The organism is Humitalea rosea (assembly GCF_003253705.1).
In the GTDB taxonomy this organism is placed as follows: domain Bacteria; phylum Pseudomonadota; class Alphaproteobacteria; order Acetobacterales; family Acetobacteraceae; genus Humitalea; species Humitalea rosea.
On record NZ_QKYU01000032.1, the window covers coordinates 24765 to 47889 of the forward strand.

The 23125-nt window shown below is 65.1% G+C and carries 18 protein-coding genes and 1 tRNA gene; 12 read left to right on the top strand and 7 right to left on the bottom strand.

From position 1 onward, the window contains the following. The first annotated feature begins 674 nt into the window (after positions 1 to 674). The 7 genes from C8P66_RS20815 (at position 675) to C8P66_RS20845 (ending at position 7934) form a co-directional block, all read left to right on the top strand. Complete coding sequence (locus tag C8P66_RS20815) at positions 675 to 1487, top strand: CoA transferase subunit A (RefSeq protein ID WP_111400209.1); 813 nt, start codon at positions 675 to 677, stop codon at positions 1485 to 1487. Further along, positions 1484 to 2230: a CoA-transferase gene (locus C8P66_RS20820; protein ID WP_111400210.1), complete on the top strand. Its 747-nt coding sequence runs from the start codon at positions 1484 to 1486 to the stop codon at positions 2228 to 2230. Before C8P66_RS20815 ends, C8P66_RS20820 begins: the two co-directional genes overlap by 4 nt. Beyond that, positions 2227 to 3462, top strand: coding sequence for a CaiB/BaiF CoA transferase family protein (locus tag C8P66_RS20825; protein WP_211314230.1), 1236 nt, complete (start codon positions 2227 to 2229; stop codon positions 3460 to 3462). Before C8P66_RS20820 ends, C8P66_RS20825 begins: the two co-directional genes overlap by 4 nt. A 31-nt stretch (positions 3463 to 3493) precedes the next feature. Beyond that, a complete protein-coding gene (locus C8P66_RS20830) occupies positions 3494 to 4405 on the top strand; it encodes a DMT family transporter (protein WP_245903712.1) in 912 nt (303 codons plus the stop codon). A 63-nt stretch (positions 4406 to 4468) separates the two neighbouring features. After that, positions 4469 to 6220, top strand: a complete 1752-nt coding sequence (locus C8P66_RS20835) for a sensor histidine kinase (RefSeq protein WP_111400212.1) — start codon at positions 4469 to 4471, stop codon at positions 6218 to 6220. Between the two features lie 51 nt (positions 6221 to 6271). After that, a complete protein-coding gene (locus C8P66_RS20840) occupies positions 6272 to 7171 on the top strand; it encodes an SMP-30/gluconolactonase/LRE family protein (RefSeq protein ID WP_245903713.1) in 900 nt (299 codons plus the stop codon). Further along, positions 7164 to 7934 (top strand): fumarylacetoacetate hydrolase family protein, encoded by a 771-nt coding sequence (locus C8P66_RS20845; RefSeq protein WP_111400214.1) that lies wholly within the window; start codon positions 7164 to 7166, stop codon positions 7932 to 7934. Before C8P66_RS20840 ends, C8P66_RS20845 begins: the two co-directional genes overlap by 8 nt. On the opposite strand, the gene C8P66_RS20850 is transcribed toward C8P66_RS20845, so the two are convergent. From C8P66_RS20850 to C8P66_RS20870, 5 genes are all read right to left on the bottom strand, one after another. Beyond that, positions 7925 to 8905: a 2-dehydropantoate 2-reductase gene (locus tag C8P66_RS20850; RefSeq protein ID WP_111400215.1), complete on the bottom strand. Its 981-nt coding sequence runs from the start codon at positions 8903 to 8905 to the stop codon at positions 7925 to 7927. The two genes, C8P66_RS20845 and C8P66_RS20850, sit on opposite strands and share 10 nt — an antisense overlap. Then, positions 8902 to 10419 carry an acyl--CoA ligase gene (locus tag C8P66_RS20855; RefSeq protein ID WP_111400216.1) on the bottom strand — a complete coding sequence of 506 codons (1518 nt, stop codon included), beginning with the start codon at positions 10417 to 10419 and terminating at the stop codon, positions 8902 to 8904. The genes C8P66_RS20850 and C8P66_RS20855 overlap by 4 nt, the downstream gene beginning before the upstream one ends. A gap of 31 nt (positions 10420 to 10450) precedes the next feature. Next, complete coding sequence (locus tag C8P66_RS20860) at positions 10451 to 11335, bottom strand: TauD/TfdA dioxygenase family protein (protein ID WP_111400217.1); 885 nt, start codon at positions 11333 to 11335, stop codon at positions 10451 to 10453. Between the two features lie 5 nt (positions 11336 to 11340). Continuing rightward, complete coding sequence (locus C8P66_RS20865) at positions 11341 to 12546, bottom strand: LLM class flavin-dependent oxidoreductase (protein ID WP_111400218.1); 1206 nt, start codon at positions 12544 to 12546, stop codon at positions 11341 to 11343. 110 nt (positions 12547 to 12656) lie between these two features. Then, positions 12657 to 12731: transfer RNA gene (locus C8P66_RS20870), tRNA-Gly, on the bottom strand. Positions 12732 to 13007: 276 nt separating this feature from the next. On the opposite strand from C8P66_RS20870, the gene metZ reads away from it, so the two are divergent. The 3 genes from metZ to C8P66_RS20885 all read left to right on the top strand — a co-directional run bounded on the left by metZ (position 13008) and on the right by C8P66_RS20885 (position 17502). Further along, a complete protein-coding gene (gene metZ / locus C8P66_RS20875; protein ID WP_111400219.1) occupies positions 13008 to 14363 on the top strand; it encodes an O-succinylhomoserine sulfhydrylase in 1356 nt (451 codons plus the stop codon). A 6-nt stretch (positions 14364 to 14369) separates the two neighbouring features. Beyond that, positions 14370 to 15002 carry a LysE family translocator gene (locus C8P66_RS20880; protein WP_111400220.1) on the top strand — a complete coding sequence of 211 codons (633 nt, stop codon included), beginning with the start codon at positions 14370 to 14372 and terminating at the stop codon, positions 15000 to 15002. Between the two features lie 235 nt (positions 15003 to 15237). Next, positions 15238 to 17502, top strand: coding sequence for a heavy metal translocating P-type ATPase (locus tag C8P66_RS20885; protein ID WP_111400231.1), 2265 nt, complete (start codon positions 15238 to 15240; stop codon positions 17500 to 17502). A gap of 44 nt (positions 17503 to 17546) precedes the next feature. Here C8P66_RS20885 and C8P66_RS20890 read toward each other — a convergent pair whose 3' ends face one another. Further along, complete coding sequence (locus C8P66_RS20890) at positions 17547 to 18221, bottom strand: flavin reductase family protein (protein WP_111400221.1); 675 nt, start codon at positions 18219 to 18221, stop codon at positions 17547 to 17549. Between the two features lie 71 nt (positions 18222 to 18292). After that, complete coding sequence (locus C8P66_RS20895) at positions 18293 to 19285, bottom strand: Bug family tripartite tricarboxylate transporter substrate binding protein (protein WP_158537337.1); 993 nt, start codon at positions 19283 to 19285, stop codon at positions 18293 to 18295. 474 nt (positions 19286 to 19759) lie between these two features. Between C8P66_RS20895 and C8P66_RS20900 the strand changes: the two genes are divergently transcribed. After that, the gene (locus C8P66_RS20900) at positions 19760 to 21334 is read left to right on the top strand and encodes a DNA phosphorothioation-associated putative methyltransferase (protein WP_158537338.1); all 1575 of its coding nucleotides are present in this window, start codon (positions 19760 to 19762) and stop codon (positions 21332 to 21334) included. Positions 21335 to 21482: 148 nt separating this feature from the next. Continuing rightward, positions 21483 to 22430, top strand: coding sequence for a hypothetical protein (locus C8P66_RS23660; protein WP_146423006.1), 948 nt, complete (start codon positions 21483 to 21485; stop codon positions 22428 to 22430). Positions 22431 to 23125: the final 695 nt, after the last annotated feature.

Sequence of the window (23125 nt, forward strand, 5' to 3'; positions counted from 1 at the left end):
AATTCTTGATCTGGCATGCATGCAATAGATCGCTGCATCGCCACAAAGTCCCCGCAGAGCGCCAACGGCGCCGGTCCATTCGATAGGACGTGGTCGCTCCCAAAGTCACATCCCTACGGTGCTTTCTCCGCGAGCGTCTGGGCTCCGATGTCAGCGCCCCCCCCCGGCAGGCGAGGATCCTCCGCAGCACGCATTCCAACCTTCACGCTGCGCGCCGAGCCTGGGCGGCAAGCTTGTCGAGGTATTCAAGCCAGACACCAGGCGGCACTTCTGCCGGCGCATCCCACGGCACCGGGCATCGTATCGAAGGAAGCGGCGGCGGTTCATGGGCGGAGGTCAGCCCACCAGGGGCTAGGCCGGGTGGAATGAATGCCGCGGCTCATCGAGAGTGAGGTCAGTGGGGAAGAAATTTCCAGTTGGGGAGACGATGACCATGATCTGCTCCTGCTTCATCGTGCTTGGGTAGGCAGGATCATAGTGAGACTAATATCTCGTTTCAATACCACCTTCTTACGTCCGCCCAGCGACCAATGGCAAGCCCCCGCCGGCTACCGCACATCTCCTCCTTCCCGCCCCGATGGCCAGCGCGCCAGTGCCATGGCATCATCACAATGGCGGATGGTGAGGCCGCCACGAGGCATGCCGGATGCCTCGACGGATGGGAGCAACAGCCAATGATCACGATCGAAGCGATGGCCGCGTCGGTGCCTGATGGCGCCATGCTTGCCCTGCCGCCCGACAATTCCCTTCCCTCTGTAGCACTGGCCAAAGCGCTGGTACGCAGGGGCGTGCGGAACCTGCGCTTGCTCGGCGTCCCGGTCTCGGGCTTCGCGACGGATCTGCTGATCGGCGCCGGTTGCGTTGCCGAGGTGCAGAGCAGCGCCGTTTCTCTCGGCGAGGCCGGCTTCGCGCCGCGTTTTTCGGCGGCGATCCGTGCGGGCAGCATCGTCATGCGGGATGCCACATGCCCGGCCATCCACGCCATGTTGCAGGCCGCGGAAAAGGGCGTGCCCTTCATGCCGCTGCGCGGGTTGATCGGCAGTGACATCCTGCTTCACCGGCCGGATTGGAAGATTGTTCAGAACCCGCTTTCTGATGTGCCCGACCGGATCGTGCTGCTTCCCGCGCTCTCGCCCGATATTGCGGCGTTCCATGCCGTGATGGCTGATCGCGACGGCAATGTCTGGCTGGGACGTCGACGCGAATGCGCCACCCTGGCACATGCATCCCGGCGCGTGCTTGTCACCGTGGAACGCTTCTTTGACGGCAATCTGTTGGAGGATGAACGCCTGGCCCCCGGCACCATCAGCGGCACCTATGTCGAGGCGGTTGCCCTCGCCGAACGGGGTGCGCATCCCGTCGCTCTGCTGGATGAATATAGCTTCGATGCGGAGTACGTCGCGACCTATGCCCGCGCCGCGCAGACGCAGGCCGGATTTGACGACTGGTGTGCGCGGGAAGTGTTCGGCCGGGCGGTGGCGGCATGATTGCGCTCGAGGAACGCCTTGCGGTCGCGCTTGCCGAATTGATTCTGGACCCGGCTGCGCCGCCAGCGCGCCACATCGCCGTCGGCGCGGCCAGTCCAATCCCTGCTGCCGCCTGCTGGCTGGTGGCTAAACGGGGTCATCCGGTGCGGCTCTCGCTTCTGCACAAGCGTAGCGGAAATCCGTTTACGGAGGGCTCGCGGGAATTATTCGACCTGACGGGTCAGGGCCGCATCGACCTGTTCTTCCTCGGCGGTGGGCAGATCGACGGGCAGGCCAATCTGAACCTGCTCGGTACTGGCGCGTGGCCGGGCGGCACGGTGCGGTTTCCCGGAAGCTTCGGCAGCGCCTTCATGTATTTCATGTGCCCGCGCACGATCCTGTTCCGCGAGGAACATTCTCCCCGGGTCCTGGTGGATCGCGTTGCCCATATCTCTGCGCCGGGCCTTTCTCCGCCTGATGTGTTCCGGCGCGGCACGGCGCAGGCCCTGGTGACCGGGCGCTGCGTGTTCTCCTTCGATGCCGAACGTGGTCGCTTCCGCTTGCAGAGCCTGCATCCCGGGGAGACCGCGGCTGGGGTGCGCGCCGCGACCGGTTTCGACTATGATGAGGCGACCGAAGTGCCTGGCACGCCCGACCCGACCGAGGCGGATCTGGCGCTGCTGCGCGGCCCGATCCGTGCGGAGATGATGGAAACCTACCCCGCCTTCTGCGCCCGGGTATTCGACAGGAAAGCCGCTGCATGAACGACGCCGTCACCAACAAGACGGGCATGGCGCTGTCCCCTGGCGCGCTCGCCGGGTTGAAGATCATCGATCTGACGCGCGTGCTCGGCGGTCCCTACTGCACGATGATCCTGTCCGATCACGGCGCCGAAGTGATAAAGATCGAACCGCCCCAGGGCGATGAGGTTCGCGACTGGGGCCCTCCCTTCGCCGAACATGACGACGGCAGCCGCGATGCCTCTTATTTTCTTGGCGTGAACCGGAACAAGAAGTCGTTGGCTCTGGATCTCGGCAAGCCTGAAGGCCGAGCCGTGCTGTTGCGGCTGCTCGAAGGCGCGGATGTGCTGATCGAGAACTACAAGCCGGGTGCGATGGAGAAATGGGGCCTCGGCTATGAGGAGTCCCTTTCGAAGAAATTTCCTGCCCTGGTGCATTGCCGCGTCTCGGGTTTTGGCGCGGATGGGCCGCTCGGCGGGCTGCCGGGCTATGATGCGGTCATTCAGGGCATGGTCGGATTGATGTCCATCAACGGCGATCCGCCGCTGCGCATGGGCACGCCGGTCGTGGATCTGGCCACCGGGCTGTATTCCGCGATTGCCATCCTGATGGCCCTGCAGGAACGCGCCCGCAGCGGCCTCGGCCAGTATCTCGACATGACGCTGCATGATTGCGGGATGGCCTTGCTGCATCCGCAGGCGGCGAACCATCTGCTGAATGGCAAGCGCCCCATCGCGACGGGCAATCCACATCCCAACATCAGCCCCTATTCGAAATATGCAACGCGGACCTGCGAAATTTTCATTGCCATCGGCAATGACCCGGCCTTCCGCAAATTCTGTGCGTTCCTGGATTTGCCGGATCTGCCGACCGACCCACGCTTCCTCACCAACGGCGATCGCGTCACCAATCGCGCGGATCTCGACGCCATTTTGAATGGTCGCTTCGCGGAGGCCGATGGCCACGCCCTGACGGACGCAATGCTGCGCGCCGGGCTACCGGCCGGTCCTGTGAAATATGTGGATGAGGCCATGGCCTCTCCGCATGCGGCGCATCGGCAGATGGTGGTGGAGGATGGCTGGTTCCGCGCCCTCGGCACGCCGATCAAGATGAGCCGGACTCCAGGCGGTGCCCGCCGCCCGCCGCCCTGTTTTGGCCAGGATGGGCAGGAGGTTCTCACCGCCCACGGCTTCTCCGACGTGGAAATTGGAGCCCTTCGCGACTCCGGGGTCCTGGCAGAGACCAGGCGGCGCTGACCGCAAGAACCGGAGCGCGCCCAGCGCAGGCATGGCGCAGCCTGGTAGAATGAGCTCTCCTCCCGTTCCTTTGAAAGCCTGGCTGATGCTGGGGCTATTGTCCCTGCTTTGGGGAGGCTCCTTCCTCTTCATCGGCCTTGCCGTGCGCGAGGTGCCGCCACTGACAGTCGTCTGGATCCGCATCAGCATTGGCGCCGCGGCGCTCGGGATGGCACTGTGGCTGACCAACGAGCCTCTGCCGCGCGCCCAGGCCGCTTGGCGGGACATGGCGGTGATCGCGGTGCTGCTCTGCGCCCTGCCCTTCTGTCTGATCGTCTGGGCCCAGACGCATATCACGGCGGGGCTGGCCTCCATCCTAAATGCCACGACTCCGCTCTGGGGGGCCGTTGCCGCCCATTTCCTGACCCGCGACGACAATCTCACGCCGATGCGCGCCGCGGCGCTGGGCGCCGGATTTCTGGGCGTCGTCGTGCTGATGGGCTGGCCACAGGGGGCGGCGACCTTGGCAATCCTGGCGTGCCTCGGGGCGGCACTGTCCTATGGGCTGGCGGGCGTCTACGCGCGCCGGCTTCGACGGCATGGGCTGAAGCCTTTGGTGGCTGCGACAATGCAGCTTGGCCTCGCGGCCACGATCCTGCTTCCGGTGATGCTCGTTGTCGACCGGCCATGGCTCCTGCCTGTGCCGAGCCGGACCGCGGCGCTGTCACTTCTTGCCCTTGCGCTGCTTTCCACGGGTCTGGCGTACCTCGTCTATTTCCGCATCGTTGCCCTGGCGGGCATGTCCAATGCGCTGCTGGTCACGTTTCTGGTTCCGCCCTCGGCGATCCTGCTGGCTTGGCTGGGACTGGGCGAGGCCCTGATGCTGCGTCAGCTCCTTGGCATGCTGCTGATTGGGGGCGGTCTTGTTCTGCTGGATGGACGCTGGCGACGCCGCCGCTCCTGAGACGTCAAAAGACCGTGGCTGCAAGTGCTTGCCTGCCGCCCGGCGCCCCCCCTATGAAGACGCATGCTTCCCTCCGCGACGGACCGGCTCCTGCAAGACGGCTCGGGCGCGCTGGAGCAGTCGACCCCGTTCCCGCCTCCCCCTGGCGAACGTACGATGCGGCGACGTGCTCTGCGCTCGGGCCTCGGGCTTGCGGCCATCGCCTTTTTTGCCGGCACAGCGCTGGCTGTGGGCGCAGGTATTTGGACCGTCACCGAGGATATTCGCACCACCCGGCGCCTCGACGCGCTGGCACTTCAGGCCGAGGTGGTGATCGGGCAGCTACGCGAGGCCGAGACGGCCCAGCGGGGCTATCTGCTGACGGTCCAACCCGAGTACCTCGTTTCCTATAACGCCGGTGTCACAGGCGCACGTGCTGCCGCCTCGACACTACTGAGCCGGGCAGCGGGCGTGCGGCAGCCCGTTGGCGTCGCCGCACGGGCCGAGCGCCTGCGCGGCTTGACCGATCTGAAGCTCGCCGAGCTGGAAGCCACCCTCACCGCTCTGCGGACGCAGGGACCTGAGGCCACCATCGTCCTCATCCGCACCGATGAGGGACGGAGGTTGATGGACGAGGCGCGCAACGAAGCTGGCCTGCTCCGCGGCGAGACGGCCGAGGCCGCACGACGCCTTCAGATCGCAGGGGGCTGGCGCATGGCGCTGGCGTTGGGGGCCGTCCTCGGTTTGGCAAGTCTCGGCGCCACGATGCTGCTTGTGGCGCTGCGCCGCAGCCGCGCCTCGGCGGATGCGGCGTTGGAGGGAACCCGTGCCGCCGAAGCCGAGGCCATCTCGGCGGGTGCCCGGGCAACCGAAGCGACGGCGCGCGCCAGCGGCGTCTTCGCCACTGCGCCACTGGGGCTGGCAGTGTTGGACGCCGACCTCCGGTTCCTCGCGATCAACCCCTGGCTTGCTGAAGCACAGGAAGGACAGACCAAGGCGCAAATCGGCATGACCGTGGCAGATCTTGCCCCTGATCTGGCAGAACAGCTCGACCAGCCTTTTCGCGAGGCCTTGGCGAACCCTGGCCTTTTGCGGGAAATCGTCGTCGCGCGAAACATCGGGGCGACGACCCGGCACTGGCGTGTGCTGCATCGCGCCGAACAGGCCGGATACACCGTCACGCTGACCATCGCAGTGCAGGACATCACGGACCAGCGCGCGCTTGAAGGCGAGCGCGATCTGTTGCTGTTCGAGTTGAAGCACCGGGTGAAGAATGTTCTGGCGACCGTCCAGGCGTTGGCCGGCCAGACCTGGGCTGGGGCGGACGGTAATGGCGAGCGCTTCATCGAAGCCTTCGGCGCCCGACTCCGGGCCATGGCCCGGGCGCAGGACATGTTGAACAGCGGCGGCTGGACCACCAGCACACTCAACGACACGGTCTCGGCGGCCTTGGGTCCCTGGGGTGAGGCCGTCGTCGCTGCTGGTGAGGGTGGGGACGCCCTGCTCGGGCCGCAGCAGGCCATGATGGTGGTGTTGGCACTGCACGAGCTTGCGACGAACGCCGCGAAATACGGCGCCATGTCCGTGACGGGCGGACAGGTCACATTGAGCTGGTTGACGACCGATGACGGCGATGTGCTGCTCGACTGGCAAGAGCGCGGCGGTCCGCCGGTCGCGCCGCCTCCCGGACGCCGTGGCTTTGGCTCGGCGCTGATCCAGGCCGCCTTCGCGCGGTACGATGGGCAGGATGCTGCGGTCTTCGATTTCGCCCCCGAAGGTCTGTCCGTGCGAATGCGATTGACGCCCAATGGGGGATCGGAAGGCACCGGGAGTTAGGGCATGCTGTCACCCAAACCTGGGGGAGCACGCATGAACGAGTTGAAAACTTTGGCCGAGGGACTGCGGTTCCCCGAAGGGCCCATCGCCTGTGCCGATGGCTCGGTCCTGCTGGTAGAGATCGAAGCCGGCTGTATCTCACGCATCGCAGCCGACGGCGGACGCAGCGTGGTATCTCGTGGCGGCGCGCCGAACGGGATTGCCATGGGGCCAGGCGGAAAGATATTCTGTTGCAACAATGGCGGTTTTTCCTGGCTTGAGGCCGAGGAAATCCTGCGTCCCACGGGGCAGTCCGCCGATTATTCCGGTGGTCGCATCGAGGTGATCGATCCTCAGACCGGTGAGGTCACCCTCCTCTACGACCGGATCGGCGAGCACCGGCTGAGCGGCCCCAATGACATCGTGATGGATGGGCAGGGTGGGTTTTGGTTCAGTGACCTGGGCAAGGTCCGGGCCCGGGACCGCGACCATGGCGGTGTCTATTGGGGAGCCTGCGATGGCAGCCGGATCGTGGAAGCCGGCTATCCGGTTTTTGGCGGCGCGAACGGCATCGGCCTCTCGCCGGATGGCGGCACCCTCTATGCAGCGGAAACGGAGACCGGGCGGCTGTGGGCCTGGGATGTCGAAGGGCCTGGCCAATTGCGGAAGGAGCCCTGGCCCTCCAGCTGCGGCGGGCGAGTACTGTGCCAATTCCCCGGCTATCGGCGCCTGGACAGCCTGGCGGTGACGGCCGCGGGCAATATCTGCGTTGCCACTCTGGTTGCCGGAGAGATCACCACCGTCTCCCCCACAGGCGAGATCCTGCATGTGGCGAAGATGCCGGAGCGTATGCCGACCAATATCTGCTTTGGCGGGGCCGATCTGCGGACCGCCTATATCACCCTCTCCACAACCGGCAAGCTGGTGTCGATGCCGTGGCACGAACCGGGTCTGCGACTGCACCATGGCTGACCTCTGGGTCCGATTCCGACACGGCGAGGCGACCGGCTTTGGCCTGCTGGATGGGGAGCGCATCCACGTCCATGCGGGCGACATGTTCGAGGCGCCACGATCGACGGGCGAGGTGGTGTCGTTGGCAGACGCCCGCCTGCTGGCCCCGGTGGTTCCGGGAGCTTTCATCGGGTTGTGGAATAACTTCTTTGAGGCAGCGGCCAAGCAGGGGAATGCCATCCCGACCGAGCCGCTATGGTTCCTTAAATCGCCCCGCAGCTTTGCCGGCCCGGGGGACCCGATCCGGCCGCCGTCCGGCTACACCGGGCGTGTGCTGTATGAGGGTGAACTCGGCCTGGTCATTGGCCGGAGTTGCAAGGATCTGGATGAAGCCGAGGCCCAAGGCGCGATCTTCGGCATTACCTGCGTGAATGACGTGACGGCGCTCGACCTGCTGATCGCTGATCCCTCTTTCCCACAATGGGCGCGGGCCAAGGGCTGCGATGGATTCGGACCGATCGGCCCGGCGATCGCAACGGGGCTCGACTGGTCGAGCCTTCGGGTGAAGACGGCGCTGAACGGACGGGTGCGGCAGGATTATCCGTTATCCGACATGATCCTGCCCCCGGCCCGGATCGTCTCCCTGATATCTCGGGAGATGACGCTACACGCTGGGGACGTGATCGCCTGCGGCACCTCGCTGGGCGCATTGCCGATGCGGCCGGGAATGCTGGTCGAGGTGTCGATCAAGGGGATCGGCGTGTTGGCCAACCCCTACGGATAAAGGCCCGCGGCTCGCGCCCTGCCCCGCAGCAGCGCCAGGACAGTCGCGCATGTCGGGGCCGGCAGGCCGGTCATTTCGGCGAACTCGACAATGACCCCAAGCAGAGCGTCGATCTCCATGGGGCGGCCGCGCTCCAGATCCTGCAACATGGAGGTCTTGTGCACCCCGACCTCGGCGGCGCCGGCGATACGCTTGTCCACATCGATGCCAAAGCGGATGCCGAGTGCCTGCCCAACAGCCTGGGCCTCCAGCATCATCGTCCGGGCAACGCCGCATTGACCGGGATCACCGGTGATCACATCCAAAGTCGTCTCCGTCAGCGCACTGATCGGATTGAAGGCGAGGTTGCCCCAGAGCTTGACCCAAATCTCGTCGCGGATACGGGGGCGTACCGGCGCCTTGAAGCCCGCGGCGATCAGCGCCTCGGACAGCGCCGCCACGCGGGCGGTACGGCTGCCGTCAGGCTCACCCAGGGTAAAGCGGTCGCCATAGCTGTGCTCGATCACGCCCGGTTCGGAGACCTCGGCAGCGGGGTACACGATGGCGCCGATCGCACGCGACGGTGCAAGCAGATCCCACACCGTGCCATCGGGATCGACCGAGGCGACCCGCCTATCCTCGAAGGGGCCGGGGAGCTTATGGAAATACCACCAGGGTATGCCATTCACCGCGGAAACGATCGCTGTCTCAGGCCCCAGCAAAGGCTGCATCTGCCGTGCAGCGCCAGGGAGTGAATGCGCTTTCAGCGTGACCACGACGTAATCCTGCTGACCGGCTTCTTCGGCTGTTGCGACGCAGCGCGGATGGACGGTCATCTCCTCACCACCACTTCGCAGCGTCAGGCCTTTTGCCTGCATTGCCGCGAGATGGGGCCCCCGCGCGATTATGGTGACCTCCGCTGCGCCCTTGGCGGCGAGCCGGGCGCCCATCAGCCCGCCGATCGCGCCGGCGCCGAAGATCGCAATCCTCACAAGGCGATTCCCAGTTTTTCAGCAAGGCCGATCCGCATCAACTTGCCGGTTGCACCCTTTGGTATCTCAGCCAAGAAGACGACCTTTCGCGGCACCTTGAAATCGGCCAGGTGCAGGGCCGCGTGGTCGCGCAATTCGCGCTCAGTCAGCACCATTCCCTCCCGCAGGACCACGACACAGCCGACCTCTTCGCCAAGCTTGCTGTGCGGGATCGCGAAGGTCAGCGCCTGGGCCACAGCAGGGTGGTCCGACAGAATGCCATCGACCTCCAACGGCGAAATCTTCTCGCCACCACGGTTGATGAGTTCCTTGAGCCGTCCTGTCAGCATCAGGAAGCCATCAGGGTCGAACATCCCCTGATCGCCAGTGCGAAACCAGCCGTTGGTAAAGGCCTTGGCATTGGCCTCGGGATTGGCTTCATAGCCGGCCGTCACATTGGGGCCCCGAATGACGACCTCCCCAATCTCGCCCTGCGCCAGCAGGCTGCCATCCTCGGCCATGATCGCCATTTCGGGGCCCGCAGGCAGGCCAACCAATCCCGGCTTGCGTGGCCCGGCGAGGGGGTTCGAGGCCATCTGGTGCGCGGCCTCGGTCATGCCATAGGACTCCACCAGCGGCGCGCCGAACACCTCCTCCAACTGCCGCATCACCGCAGCCGGCATGGAGGCGGAGGAGGATCGCAGGAAGCGCAGCGGTGCCCGGGCAATGACCTCGCGGTTACGTTCCGCCCGCGCGAGAATAGTCTGATGCATGGTCGGCACCGCCGTGTACCAGGACGGCCGTTCCTCATCGAGCCAGCGGAAAAAACGAAGCGCGTCGAAGCCGGGCGAACAACACACGGCTCCCCCCGCGGCCAGCGAGGACAGCACGGCCGCGATCAGCCCGTGAATGTGGAACAGTGGCATCACGTTCAGGCAGCAATCATCCGCGGCCAACGACAGCGACCTTTCGATATGCGCAGCCGAGGCGGTGATGTTGGCCTGCGTCAGCGGCACGATCTTCGGCCGCGCTGTGGTGCCCGAGGTATGCAGGACCAGTGCGACGTCTTCTGCCTCGGCAAGGCCGGGGCGGGCCGCCTTGCCGGCGGTGCCCCCCTCCAAGGTGAAGGAGCCAGCCGCCTCGCCGGGCACCAGTTCGAGTATCTGGACCCCAAGGGCAGTCGCTGCCGTGCGCGCCGGCGTCTCCGTGCCTTTGGCCACGATGAGCGCCGAGGCCTTCAGATCCTCGAGGTAGAATGCGAACTCCTCGGTGCGGTAGCCAGGGTTGAGCGGCGCCGTCGTCGCTCCCGCGGCGACGCAGATAAACGCCGTCGCCATCTCCGGGCCATTGGGCAACACGATGGCGACCCGGTCGCCGCGCCCGATTCCGATGCCATTCAGCGTCGCGACTGTCTGCGCCAGCAAGGCACGCAGCCCGGTATAATCAAGGCTCGGCCGCTGGTCGGGGGCACGCAGGGCGGCGGCTGTGGGCGCGCCCCGCATCAGGAGCTCTGCCACTGTGCGATATGCGTTCATGTCCCGCCCCCGATTTGTAGCCTGTGACCCGTCAGGCCGCGGCTTGTTCCAGCGTCGGCCGGCTATCCTGGATCGTCACGCGGCGCAGGTCGCGGGGGTAGGCACGATCCTCGAAGGGGCGGGCCCGATGCATGCTGCAGCGATTGTCCCACATCAGAAGATCTTGGCGGCGCCAATTATGGCGGTACACGAACTCCCGCTGAGTCGCGTGCTCCATCAGATCGCGGATCATCGCCATGGCCTCGGGCACCGGCCAGCCATGGATGCGGCCAATATGGGCCGAAAGATACAGGCTCAAGCGTCCAGATCCCTCGTGGCGGCGCACCAGGCGCTGCGGCACCGGCTCCCATTTGCGACGCTCGTCATCCGTGTAGTCCGAGAAACCGAGAAGCCCGCGCGAGAAGAGCAGCGAGTGGTCACAAACCAAATCGCGCAGCTTGTCTTGGGATTTCGCGTCCAACGCGTCCCAGGCTGCCCGCATATCCGCGAATTCGGTCTCGCCGCCCTCCGGGGGGACGACGCGGCCGTGCAGCAGCGAGTAGCGGGCTGGCGTGGATTTGAAGCTGCTGTCGCTATGCCAGAGGCGGTTGCCAAGGGCGAACATCCGCCGGCGGTCATCGGCCGCCAGTAGCTGCCCCTTCTCGTCCAGGTTGGAAATGTCGTTCATCTGGGCGTGCTGCAGACGCCTTTTATCGGCATCGACGGTCGCGGTCTCCGCCTCCAATGGGCCGAAGGCGGTGCCGAAGGCGATTTGCTGGGCGTCGTCAATATCCTGATCGCGAAACACCAGCACGGCATAGCGGTCCATCGCCGCCCCGATTTCGGCCGCCTGGTCCTCCGGCAACGGCTTGGTCAGATCGGCGCCGTTTACCTCTGCCATGAATAGGGGATGCAGCGGGGTGAAGGAGAGGCTCATGGATCTCACTCCTCGGGTTTGGCGGCCGTCTCGTCGTGAAGCCGCAAGCGCATGCTGTCCGGTACGTCCTGACCCGCCGCGACGAAGGCCTGCTTCATCGCCTCAATGGCCGGGGCGAAGATGGTGCTGCGATGGCTGCTGACCCATTCCCGCGAGCCGGTGGTGCTGACCAGCGAGCCCTGGAAGCGTGGCATGACCCAGCGGGCGAACAGCTCGTAGCTCCGCAGAGTGTCCTCCCGATTGGCCCATTCATGCGCCCGGAACAGCACCGCCCCAGCGCCGCCCTCGGTGAAGCCGAGCAGGCGCTCGATCCCGGCGGCCACCGTTTCCGGCGAACCCACCAATGTGGTGCCGGCGGCGAGGCCTTCGGCCAGCGGGTTTTCGGAACGCATGGGTGGACGCCCCAAAGTCTCCGAGAAATAGGTAACGGTTTCCAGACGCTCGCCCAGACGCACGTCCCGCATCGCTCGTTCATCATCTTCGGCGACATGGACATTCACGACCAGGCGCCAGTCCCGGCGATCCATGGTCTTTCCGTGTTTGGCCGCGGTCGCCTCCGCGAGGCGCCATTGCTCGGCCAGTTTCTGAGGACCGCCTGCCAGGCCCGCGCCGAGCGAAAGCATCCCCAGCCCATGCTTTCCCGCAGCCAGCACGCCAGACGGCGTGGTGCTGGTGGCGACGGCGATCGGGAAGCGGGGATCGGTATAGGGGGCGAGGTGCAGCCGCGCGTCGCGCAGTTCGAACCAGTCGGTCTTCATAGTGACCGGCTCCTCGCAAGCCAGCAGACGCAGGATCGCATCGAGCGATTCCTCCATGCGCCGTCGCTGATGGGCCGGATCTATGCCCATCATATAGGCATCGGAGACCAATGCCCCCGGCCCTGCCCCCATCATGACTCGCCCGCGGGTCATGTGATCGAGCTGCACAAAGCGTTGCGCTACCAATAGCGGGTGGTGGTAGGGCAGGCTTGTGACACCCGAACCGAGACGGATATGCCGGGTGCGTTCCGCTGCGGCCGCGATGAACACTTCGGGGCTCGCGATGGTTTCCCAGCCGGCGGAGTGATGCTCGCCGATCCAGGCCTCGTCATAGCCCAACTGGTCAAGCCATTGGATCAATTCGAGATCGCGCCCAATCGCAAGCGTCGGATTGTCACCAACCCTGTGAAACGGCGCCAGAAATATGCCGAATCTTACGCCACGCTGAGCCATTGCCGAGTTCCCGGTGCTTGTTCGTGGCAGGCACGATGGCGCCTGAACGCGCAATCGGCAACCGGCGCGTGCCGGGAAAAGCGGCATATAAGACGGTGGGTCGTGGGGGATGGAGCGGGTGAGGGGAATTGAACCCCTGACATTCAGCTTGGGAAGCTGACGTTCTACCTCTGAACTACACCCGCGCGGCCTGCATCCTACCCTGCCCTCGCCGGCCACGTCCAGCCCGCCGCTTGACCCGAAAGGGCTGCCGGCTCTACGCAAGCAGTGGCGGCACCCCCGCCCCTCGCGATTTGTCCGGCCAGCTTGCGGCGAGGTCCCTTCAGGGTCGCATCCCTTCAACCAGGATGCGAAAAACAATCGCGCTAAACGGCCTGGTGTCGTCTTCCTACGGGGGGATTGCGCCTGACCGGGCCGGGCCCCTTGGATGCAAGTCGTATCCGGATGCCGAAAGCTGCACCATGGCCAAGACCCCGCCCGCCCCCGCCAAGACCTACCGCCCGGCGACACAGCTGGTGCGTGGCGGCACCATGCGAAGCGAGTATGGCGAGACCTCGGAAGCGCTCTTCCTCACCTCCGGTTTCGTCTACGACAGTGCCGAGCAGGCCGCGGCGACCTTCCGCAATGAGGTCGAGCACTACCAGTACAGCCGCTTCGGCAACCCGACCGTCTCCATGCTGGAGCAGCGTCTGGCGGCCCTTGAGGGGGCGGAAGCCTGTCGCGTCACCGCTACCGGCATGGCCGCGGTGCATGCCGCCATGCTGTCCCACCTCAAGGCGGGGGACAGGGTGGTCGCGGCGCGGGCGCTGTTCGGCTCCTGCCACTGGATCGTCTCCACCCTCCTGCCGCGCTACGGCATTGAGGCGGAATTCGTGGATGGCGAGAATCTGGACGCGTGGGAGGCCGCCTTCCGCAAGCCGTGCCAGCTCGTCCTGCTGGAGACGCCGTCCAACCCGATGCTGGACCTGGTCGATCTTCGCGCGGTTTGCGACCTCGCTCACGCGGCCGGCGCCATCGTGGTCGTGGATAATGTCTTCGCGACGCCGCTGCTGCAGCGCCCGATGCACTTCGGCGCCGATGTCGTGGTCTATTCCGCCACAAAGCATTTCGACGGCCAGGGCCGCGTGCTCGGCGGCGCCGTGCTCGGCAGCCAGAAATGGGTGGATGAGATTCTCCAGCCCTTCATCCGCAACACCGGCCCTGCGCTGAGCCCCTTCAACGCCTGGACCATCCTCAAGGGGCTCGAGACGCTGCATCTGCGTGTGCCCGCAATGTGTCGCGCCGCTGCCACCGTCGCCGACTTCCTGGCCGAGCGGACGGAGGTGGCCCAGGTTCGTTACCCCTTCCGGCTTGACCATCCGCAGCATGCGCTGGCCAAGCGGCAGATGGCCGCGGGCGGCACCCTCGTGACCTTCGACCTGAAGGGCGGGCAGGATGCGGCCTTTCGGACGCTGAACGCACTGTCGCTGATCGACATCTCGAACAACCTCGGCGATGCGAAGAGCCTCGTGACCCATCCCGCCACCACCACGCATATGCGTCTGGGGGAGGAGGAACGGGCACGGCTGGGCATCTCTGGCGGAAGCGTGCGTCTTTCGGTCGGGCTGGAGGATGTCTCGGACATTATCGAGGATCTGGCAGCAGCACTCGACGCCGCCGAGCCCGCCTCCGTTCGCCGCCGGGCCAAGCCGGCCGCCCCGGCTCCGGAGCCTGCTTCGACGACACCCAAAGCGCGGACCACGCGCCGCACGGAAGCCGACCTTTTTGCCGAAGCCTCGCGGGAGATGTTTCCCGAAACCCACCCGGCGGAGGAATAAGCCTCGATGCGCATCGAGCTCTGGTTTGCCTTCGTCGCCACAGCATCGGCGATGCTGGTGGTGCCGGGACCCACGATCCTGATGGTCATCGGCCAGTCCCTGGCCGCGGCGCCGATGGGCGGCTTGAGACGCTGGCGACAGGTGCTGCCGCTGGTGGCGGGCGTGGCGGCGGGCGATGCAGTGGCAATGTCCGTGTCCCTGGCGGGGCTGGGTGCAATCCTCGCGACGTCGGCGACAGCCTTCACGATCATGAAGGTAGCGGGCGCCGGTTACCTGGTCTGGCTCGGGCTGCGGCAGTGGCGCGCCCCGGTCGGCACGATGGCAGTCCCACCGCTACCGCCCGCCCACGCCGCGCGCCAGGCCTTCGTCGTGACGGCGCTGAACCCGAAGGGGATCGCCTTCTTCGTGGCCTTCGTCCCGCTCTTCATCGACCCTGCCGCCGCCTATGTGCCACAAGCGATTGCATTGATAGTGACCTTCGTGACGCTCGGCGCCATGAACGCGGCGGCCTATGCGCTGTTGGCCGGGCGGCTCTCCGGCGCCGTGCGGCAGCCGCACGTTCGACGGGCCTGCAACAGGGTCGGCGGCGGGGCGCTGATCGCAGCAGGTCTCGCCACCGCGGCGTTGCAACGGGGCTAGCGACTACCGATCACAGGGCCATTGCCGCCGAGCCGGCCCGAGTCGCTCGACCATCGGGCGTGCCTACGGCCTGCCCAATGCTCGCCCGTCACAGCAGGCATCGGCCTCGCTATCGATACCGTCCTGACTGCACTGTACCACGGCGCTGCGCTGAGCAGAGGTTGGGCTCGCCGCAAGTCCTCACGTCTCAGAGCATAGCGCAGGACCACGCAGCCGACCCCGGGGAGCTACCTTGATGCCGCGTTTCGCTCTGCTTGCCTGGGTGCTCTTTGGCCTTGTTGCGGGGGTCGTCCTCCTGCTCGCGGGCCAAGCACCAACGGCGGGGTGGGTCTTCTCAGCCACTGCCCTTCCGGTCGCGGCGCAGGTCGGCATCGGCTTGGCGCGATCGCTACTCGGCGGGCGGGTGGGGGTCGATGCGGTGGCGCTGGTGGCCATCCTTGGCGCCGTCGCGCTCGGAGAAGGCGCGACCGCCGTAGTGATCGCGCTGATGGTTGCGGGCGGGGAGGCACTGGAAGCCTGGGCAGAGGGGCGGGCTGCCGGCGCGCTGACCGATCTGATGGCCCGCGCGCCCCGCCGGGCGGCACGGCTTACCGAGAACGGCATCATCGACATCGACGTCGCTGATATCCGCCCCGGAGACAGCCTGCTGGTCCGCCCGGGCGACACCATACCAGCCGATGGGGCGCTGGAGGAGGATGGCGCCACCCTGGATGAAAGCATGCTGACGGGCGAGCCTTTGCCCAGGCTGATGGCGCGAGGGGCTGCGCTCCGCAGCGGCGCCATCAACGCAGGCCCAGCCTTCCGGATGCGGGCACTTCAGGATGCGGGGGCGAGCACCTATGCGGCCATCCTGCGACTGACGCAGCAGGCCCGGACCACGCGCGCCCCCCTGGTCCGCCTCGCTGACCGATGGGCCCTCGGCTTCGTCGGGCTGACGGCGCTTCTCGCTGGGGGGGCCTGGGCCGCGACGGGGGATGTCTTGCGGGCCTTGGCCGTGCTGGTCGTTGCGACCCCCTGCCCGCTCATCCTTGCCGCGCCCATCGCCTTGATTGCAGGCATCGGCCGAGCGGCCCGGCGCGGCATCGTCGTCAAAGGCGGTGGAGCCCTGGAACGGCTGTCGCGCATTCAGACGGTGCTTTTCGATAAGACCGGCACCCTGACCCCAGGCCGGCTCCGCCTTGCCGCGGTCGACGCCGATCCCGCACTGGGACGCGACGCGGCGCTGCGCCTGGCGGGGGCTCTGGCCCAGGGCTCCACCCATCCGGTATCGGCAGCCTTGGTGGCCGCAGCAAAAGAGCGGGGTCTCGATCTGCCCAAGCCGGTGGAGGTGACGGAAAGCCCTGGTGGCGGCGTCACGGGTCTTGTGGATGGACTGTCGCTGGCGCTCGGCAGCAAGGGCTTCCTGCAAGAGACGCACATCGACACCAGCGCCGCCTTCGGCCTCGCGTCGCAGGTAGCCGCGGGATCGATCGCCTGGCTCGCGGCCGATGGGCATACCGTCGCAGCCTTCGTCATGGCCGACGGGCTGCGGCCGGAAGCGCCCTCAGCCGTCAGGCGACTGCGGGCACTCGGCGTCAACCGCATTGCCTTGCTCACCGGCGACCGCATCGCAGCGGCAACTGCGGTGGGACGCGCATTGCGCCTGGATGCGGTGCTGGCGGAAAAATCCCCAGCCGAGAAGATCGCTGCTGTCCGGGCGGAGGCATCGAAGGCGCGGACTGCGATGGTTGGCGATGGTGTCAATGACGCTCCGGCGCTCGCGGCCGCCGACGTCGGCATTGCGATGGGTGCCGCCGGCACCGCCGCTGCGGCCGAGGCAAGTGATGTTGTCCTCTTGGTCGACCGGATCGATCGCGTCGCCGAGGCCATCGCAATCGCCAAACGCACGCGGCAGGTTGCGCTTACGGCCATCCTGATCGGGATGGGATTATCGATTTGCGCGATGGGAGTGGCTGCGGCAGGATTTCTCGCGCCGCTTACCGGGGCCTTCGTGCAGGAGGCTATCGACGTCTTCGCGATTCTCTTCGCGTTGACCGCGCTGCGCCCCGGATCGGCCGAGACCGAGGCCTCGTTGCTCCCGGCCGAGGCGGGGCTCGAGGAGCGAACGGCGGAGCATGCGGAGTTACGACGCCTCGTGGAGGCCTTGAGGACCGCGGGCGATACGATCGGGGCCACGGCATCAGAGTTGCCTTCGCTGAAGGCGCTTGAGGTTCGCTTGCGGACAGAACTCCTGCCGCATCAACGCGAGGAGGAGCGTGCGCTCTACCCTGCCGCCGCCCTGCGTCTGGGCGGGCAGGATCCGATGGCGCCACTGATCCGCATGCACACTGAAATCGAGCAGCTGGTCGATCGTGTCACAGCTTTGCTGCAGGCCGCCGGGCAAGAGGGCGGCTGGGCGACGAGCGTTGCCGAGTTGCGCCGGGCGTTTTTCGCGCTGGAAGTTTTGTTACAAGTCCATCTGGTTGCCGAAGAGGAAGTCCTGGCGAGCGTGACGGGGTAGGGAAAACCTCGCCGACGCCCTGGTGCCACGAAGGCGGTCGGGCGCTAGGCCTGACCGCCGGGCGGCTTCGCCCAACCCTCACCGCCAGGCGGACGCTGCAGCATGGGGCGGTCGAAGATCTCGCCCAGCGCTGAATAGAAGGGCCCGCCCAGCCTCGCGATCGGGCGCAGTTTCACGCTATCGACCCGCGTGCCATCGAACACGGTGCCGGCGAGGTGAAACGCGACGATCTCTCCGATGTAGAGCGTATTGATGCCCCGCCCGAGTGTCACCGCCTGGTCCAATCGGCATTCCATGTGCACGGGCGAGCCGGCGATCCGCGGCGGCGCGATGCGGCGGCTCGGAAGCAACTTCAGCCCGAGGGCCTCTGGCTCACTGATCTCCGGCGGAAATTCCTGGGCGGAGAGATGCATGGCCTCCATCATGGCCTCCGTCGCGACGTTCACGACGAACTCCCCGGTCTCGCGGATATTGCGCGCCGTGTCTTTGACCAAACCTTCGGAACCAGCACGAGTCGCGATGTTGACCGCCAGCATGGGAGGACTTGTCGCCACATAGTTGAACGAGCTGAACGGCGCGGCATTGACCCGCCCTCTGGCATCGACTGTGGTGATCCACGCGATAGGCCGCGGGACGACACAGCCGACAACCAGACGATAGGCGGTGGCAGTATCGATCTCGGCGCAGTCGATATAAGTGAAGTCGTGATCGGGTTCCATGAATAAGCTTTCTTGCACTGCGTGGAAGGAAGGTAACCCTTCGTCGCGCGGTCCGCGCCCGAAGGGGCTCGCTATTCGAGCTTGACGCCTGGTAGCGCGACGGCGGCGCGCGATGTTGCAAGCTCTTCCTGGATCAGGGCCGCATACCGCGCCGGGGTAACGTCATCCGGCGTGGCGATCTCGGCGCCGAGGCTCTCCAACCGCTCGCGCACGACACCATCCGCCAAGGCCATCGCCAAGGCCGCGCGCAGGGCTTCGACAGCGGCGGCTGGAGTGCCGGCCGGTGCAAGCAATCCGATCGTGGTGCTAAGTTCAGGCTGGACAATCCCCGCCTCGCGGAGAGTGGGAACATCCGGCAGCTCCGGCACGCGCTCCGCCGAGCCGACGGCCAGGATCCGCGCGCGGCCATCACGGTGTAGCGGCAGTGCATTGGAAAGCTGATCGAAGAGTGTATCGATCGTGCCGGCAATCAGATCAGAATAGGCTGGGCCGGTGCCGCGGTAAGGGACATGAAGGAGTTGCACGCCGCTGCCGTGGTTGAACAGTTCGATGGCGAGATGTGCGCCGGTTCCAATTCCGGACGACCCGGCGGAGAGCTGCCCTCGCCGCATCTTTGCCAGTTCCAGGAAAGTGGCAAGCGAGTTCGCAGATAGATTGCGCGAGGCCAGCAGCACAATGGGGATGCGGTAAGCGGGCCCAATTGGCGCAAAATCGCGCACGGGATCGAAGGGGAGATTCGGCGTCGTGACCGGCAGCAGCGAGAGCGGGCCGCTCGAGCCAACAAGCAAGGTGTAGCCATCGGGTCGGCCATGGGCGACCGCTTCGCTCCCCAGTATCCCACCGGCCCCGGCGCGATTATCGACCACGATGGGTTGCCCAAGCACGCGCGACATCGTCGGAGCCAACAGCCTGGCCGTGAAGTCCAGATTCCCGCCCGGCGGAAAGGGCACCACTAGACGAATCGGGTGATCGGGGAAGTCGGTGGCGGCGGCCAAACGCGGCAGGCAAAGCGCTGCGGCGGCGGCAGCGGCGCTGCCCAGAATCAGGTCGCGGCGGCGTGTCATGGAGGTTCTCCTTGATATGCAGGGCGTTTGGCACCCTTCATTGTTTGCAAGCTTTGCTGGACAGCGAAGCGCGCCTTCACGCCGATGCGAGCCCGGCAGGGCAAGCGGCGACATGCGTGGCCTGAGACACGGCGGACCGTCGCGCCAGACATCTCTTTTGTTCCATGTTCGGCACGTTCAGACCGCCGAATCAAGCGAGCTGCCGAGCCAGCGGTCTGCCGATAAAGCTACATCTCACACTTGCATCTCGTATAGCCCTATTGGTAGGTTTTATGACCTTTTGTGCCAGACCCGGAACCGGAAATAGCTGGGCGTCTACAGCTAATACCAACTCCCGTGGCCCCTGACTCACAATGGGGATTCCCCGACGCGGGGCTGATGTGATTCAAGCTGGTGATCCTCGGAGGCTCACCATGCCACCCCCCATTGCCCTTCGTGTCGACTTCAACGCCGCCGAACTTCACCGCCTCAAGCTTGAACTCTCGGCTGAACACTCGTCGCTGCATCTGGAACTCCGATACGGTTGAAAAACCTTATCTCCGTGTCCACCAAACCGGCAGCACCTCAATCGTGGATGTGGTTCGGCATCGCACTGCGATCACTCGCCGTGACCTATCACAGCCAGTCCAGGTCTTGGTCTCTCATCGCATCCTCACCCAAGCAGACACCGTCTTCGACTATGGGTGCGGTCAGGGCGACGATGTGGCGGCACTGGCGGCCAATGGCTTCCAGGCGCACGGGTGGGATCCTCACTATGCGCCAGACGGCCTGCGGCGGCCGGCAGACGTCGTCAACCTTGGCTTCGTGCTGAACGTCATCGAGGATCGGCATGAACGCGCTGAAACCCTCACAGCCGCCTATAGGTTCGCGAAGCGGGCTCTATGTGTCGCCGTGATGCCGCTCGGCAAATATAGCTTCGGCGCCCTGCGGCCCCATGGCGATGGCTACCTTACGGCACGCGGGACCTTTCAGAAGTACTTCGCCCAGCAGGAGCTCCGTGACTTCATCGCGGAGACCCTTGGCGACGCGCCGGTTGCGTTTGCGCCAGGTATCTTCGTGGTGTTCCGAGATAAGGACCTTGAGCAGGAGGTCCTGTTCAGGCGTCAGGTCCGCGATATCACTCGGCACTCGGGCTGGCACTCCCCGGAACGGCCGAGCCGAACGGTCAATGCTCGCCCGGAACTCGTCGAGCGAATCGGTGCAGAGTTGCAAATGCTTTGGGCGGCTATCGTCGACCGCGGCCGCGTCCTCGATACCGAGGAAGTCCCCAGTGCCCTCCGCGAGCGGCTGCGTGCTGCCAACGTGTCGATCGGGCGGGCCACCGACCTGTGCCTCTCAGATTCCGTCAACCGAGACGGCCTTGCCGCGGCTGCCACAGCCCGAAAGGAAGACCTGCTTATTCACCTTGCCCTCACCTTGTTTCCCGGCGCACCACGCTACACGACCCTCGCGCGTTCGATCCAACGAGATCTCCGCGTATTTTTTGGAAGTCACGCTACGGGGATGCAGGAGGCGAACGCTCTGCTGTTCTCGGTCGGGAAGCCGGAGGTCGTGCGTCAGGCTGTGAGTGCCGCTGTTGAGGCTGGGCTCGGCGGCATGCGAGACGCAGCCACCTTCCGCTTCTATGCTCCCGCCCTAAATCGTCTGGGCGCTGTGCTACGCGTCCTAGTTGGCTGCGCCGGCGTTCTGCGCGGAGGTACCGAAGGAGCGGATTTCATCGACATCAAACTGGATGGCCGCCGGCTTACCTTCTTCGCCTGCAAAGATGCGACTGCGCGATTGCCCATCTGCGCCGAACGCACCCGTGTGGACCTTACTCGGCTGAGGGTTTCGGTCGACCAGCCTGAGGGCATGGTCCTGTATCTCAAAGCCCGCTTCTTGCCGCGAGACGCGCCGGGCCTAGCCGATCAGTTGGCGTTTGACCGCAAACTTGCGGCTGCCGGGATCGCTGACAATGAGGGAAGAGGGCCAGGCTATGCCGAACTGAGAGAGATGCTGAAAAGTTATAGAGCGACCAAGGGGCCGATTGGTCAGGGCGATCAGAAGTGAGCGTCTCTACCGGACCCGCCCAGCCACCGAAGACAGAAACTCGCCCTTGGGCGGACCGCCACCCCGGTCTACATCCATCGAATTGACTGGCCGAAATGATGCCGAAATCGGTGGCTGTTATTAGCAGCACCCGCATAGAGTCGACATCATGGATACCGATTCGCTAAAAATTCTGGGCCATTTGGGGCGCATTGGGTACTCGGAGGATGGAAAGCCGAGGCTAAAGTATCGCGCCATCGATCCCGCAGATCGCTATGTTCACTGCAGCTGCGGAAAACCAGACTGCTGGACCGAGCAAATCGTGCCGCTGCGCGAGCATATGGTCGCGCTGTTTCGCGCCATTGTAGTTTGCGATTTCGAGGGACAATTTGGAATACGAGGCCAAGCAGAGGAAACTTGGCCCGGTGTGATCTATGCCCTGCAGATGGCGGCGAGCGTGGAAGACGTGTTCGCGGACCCGTCGCACGTGGACGACAGCGAGGCAGGTCTGTGGTGCAGTGCAGCTTGGGAGCACGATGAAGAGGATAGAGAAGCTGCTTCCAAATACGCGGCAGCGCTCATCATTTTCAATTTTGTTTGGAATGCCTATGAGGCGGCGACAGAGATTTCTGCTGGCACACTTTTCTCGGTGGACAAGGTGCCCGTACGTGCCCGCCAGCTATTTAAAGCCGAGCCTGGACTTACCTCGGATGTTTGGGCATTTGATATTTCATATCGAGTTGCCAGGCATATTTGTTCAAAACTCCCTGCGCTAAAAGAATCAGTCGACTCCATTGAGAAAAAATACTGCCTGTCTGGAGCATCTGCTGCTGCTGAACTGGGTCGCGTATTTCGTAATTACATTGCGCATGGTGCCGATAAGATGCCAATCGGCGACAGTCGAGCAGCGTGTTCGAGGTTCTACTCAGTCACACGCATGCTCCTTCTCTTGATCCAATTGTTGATTCTGCGTCGAATACAGGACCCCGCACAGCCAGTTCCATTGTCAGTAAATCAGGATCGCGGCTCCCAGCGCGCTGGTCTACTTTTGCGGAACCTTCATCGTCACGAGGCCCTGTGGCTCGAGCAAGGACTGATGCCAGCCGTGGAAGACTGACCCCGAATTTCTCGGGAGGCGGCGGAAGGTCAAGAACTCTTCAGCATTGCTCCGGGGTTCCCAAAAGGCTGCGAAGGAGCTTTCCTCCCATCTTTGGGAGACGCAGATGTCTGCATTAGAGGTCGAAAGCGTCAGGAGGTTCAATCAGGCGCCGCGCTCGCGGCGCACGGTTAAGGCCTTTCGTGGCCCGATCGGTCACCGCTTGGACGCCGTACCAGCGTTTCGTTCTTGAAGCACGGATTTCGGGCAAGTAGGGTTCGAACCGGGGCAAGTCTCGACCGCGCTGAAACCGGCCTTTGACCTAGGTTTTTGAGTTCCGTACTAAAACGGCCAAGTCAGGAGGTCCGGAGAGAAAGGGCCTCCGGAGAGCGATTTTCCGCCGTCTCCGCGCCGGGCCAGTCAACAGGTCTGCGGTGAAAACCCCAGGAAACCTGCCACTCAGCGCGGCGGTCGGTCAGGCGGAGAGCACGGCTCGTATGGGAACTGGCGGAGGAGGTGCGACTCGGTGCAGGCGGTCTTTGTAGAGGTGGTCATGTCCATGAAGTCGAAAAACACGCACCGCGCGCAGTGTCCTACTCAGGCTGACACTGCTCCTCCTAGCCCGGATTATTCATCACGCCCTCGGCGTCTACATTTCGCCGTTGAGCGGCTCGCCTGCTGGTTGTGGTGGCGCGGGTGGTCAGGCCGGCGCAAGC

Bases quoted from the DNA above. Each gene is read 5' to 3' on its own strand.
- C8P66_RS20815 (WP_111400209.1), top strand. From the start codon at position 675: ATGATCACGATCGAAGCGATGGCCGCGTCGGTGCCTGATGGCGCCATG.
- C8P66_RS20820 (WP_111400210.1), top strand. From the start codon at position 1,484: ATGATTGCGCTCGAGGAACGCCTTGCGGTCGCGCTTGCCGAATTGATT.
- C8P66_RS20825 (WP_211314230.1), top strand. From the start codon at position 2,227: ATGAACGACGCCGTCACCAACAAGACGGGCATGGCGCTGTCCCCTGGC.
- C8P66_RS20830 (WP_245903712.1), top strand. From the start codon at position 3,494: ATGGCGCAGCCTGGTAGAATGAGCTCTCCTCCCGTTCCTTTGAAAGCC.
- C8P66_RS20835 (WP_111400212.1), top strand. From the start codon at position 4,469: ATGCTTCCCTCCGCGACGGACCGGCTCCTGCAAGACGGCTCGGGCGCG.
- C8P66_RS20845 (WP_111400214.1), top strand. From the start codon at position 7,164: ATGGCTGACCTCTGGGTCCGATTCCGACACGGCGAGGCGACCGGCTTT.
- C8P66_RS20855 (WP_111400216.1), bottom strand. From the start codon at position 10,419: ATGAACGCATATCGCACAGTGGCAGAGCTCCTGATGCGGGGCGCGCCC.
- C8P66_RS20860 (WP_111400217.1), bottom strand. From the start codon at position 11,335: ATGAGCCTCTCCTTCACCCCGCTGCATCCCCTATTCATGGCAGAGGTA.
- C8P66_RS20865 (WP_111400218.1), bottom strand. From the start codon at position 12,546: ATGGCTCAGCGTGGCGTAAGATTCGGCATATTTCTGGCGCCGTTTCAC.
- metZ (WP_111400219.1), top strand. From the start codon at position 13,008: ATGGCCAAGACCCCGCCCGCCCCCGCCAAGACCTACCGCCCGGCGACA.
- C8P66_RS20880 (WP_111400220.1), top strand. From the start codon at position 14,370: ATGCGCATCGAGCTCTGGTTTGCCTTCGTCGCCACAGCATCGGCGATG.
- C8P66_RS20885 (WP_111400231.1), top strand. From the start codon at position 15,238: ATGCCGCGTTTCGCTCTGCTTGCCTGGGTGCTCTTTGGCCTTGTTGCG.
- C8P66_RS20890 (WP_111400221.1), bottom strand. From the start codon at position 18,221: ATGGAACCCGATCACGACTTCACTTATATCGACTGCGCCGAGATCGAT.
- C8P66_RS20895 (WP_158537337.1), bottom strand. From the start codon at position 19,285: ATGACACGCCGCCGCGACCTGATTCTGGGCAGCGCCGCTGCCGCCGCC.
- C8P66_RS23660 (WP_146423006.1), top strand. From the start codon at position 21,483: ATGGATACCGATTCGCTAAAAATTCTGGGCCATTTGGGGCGCATTGGG.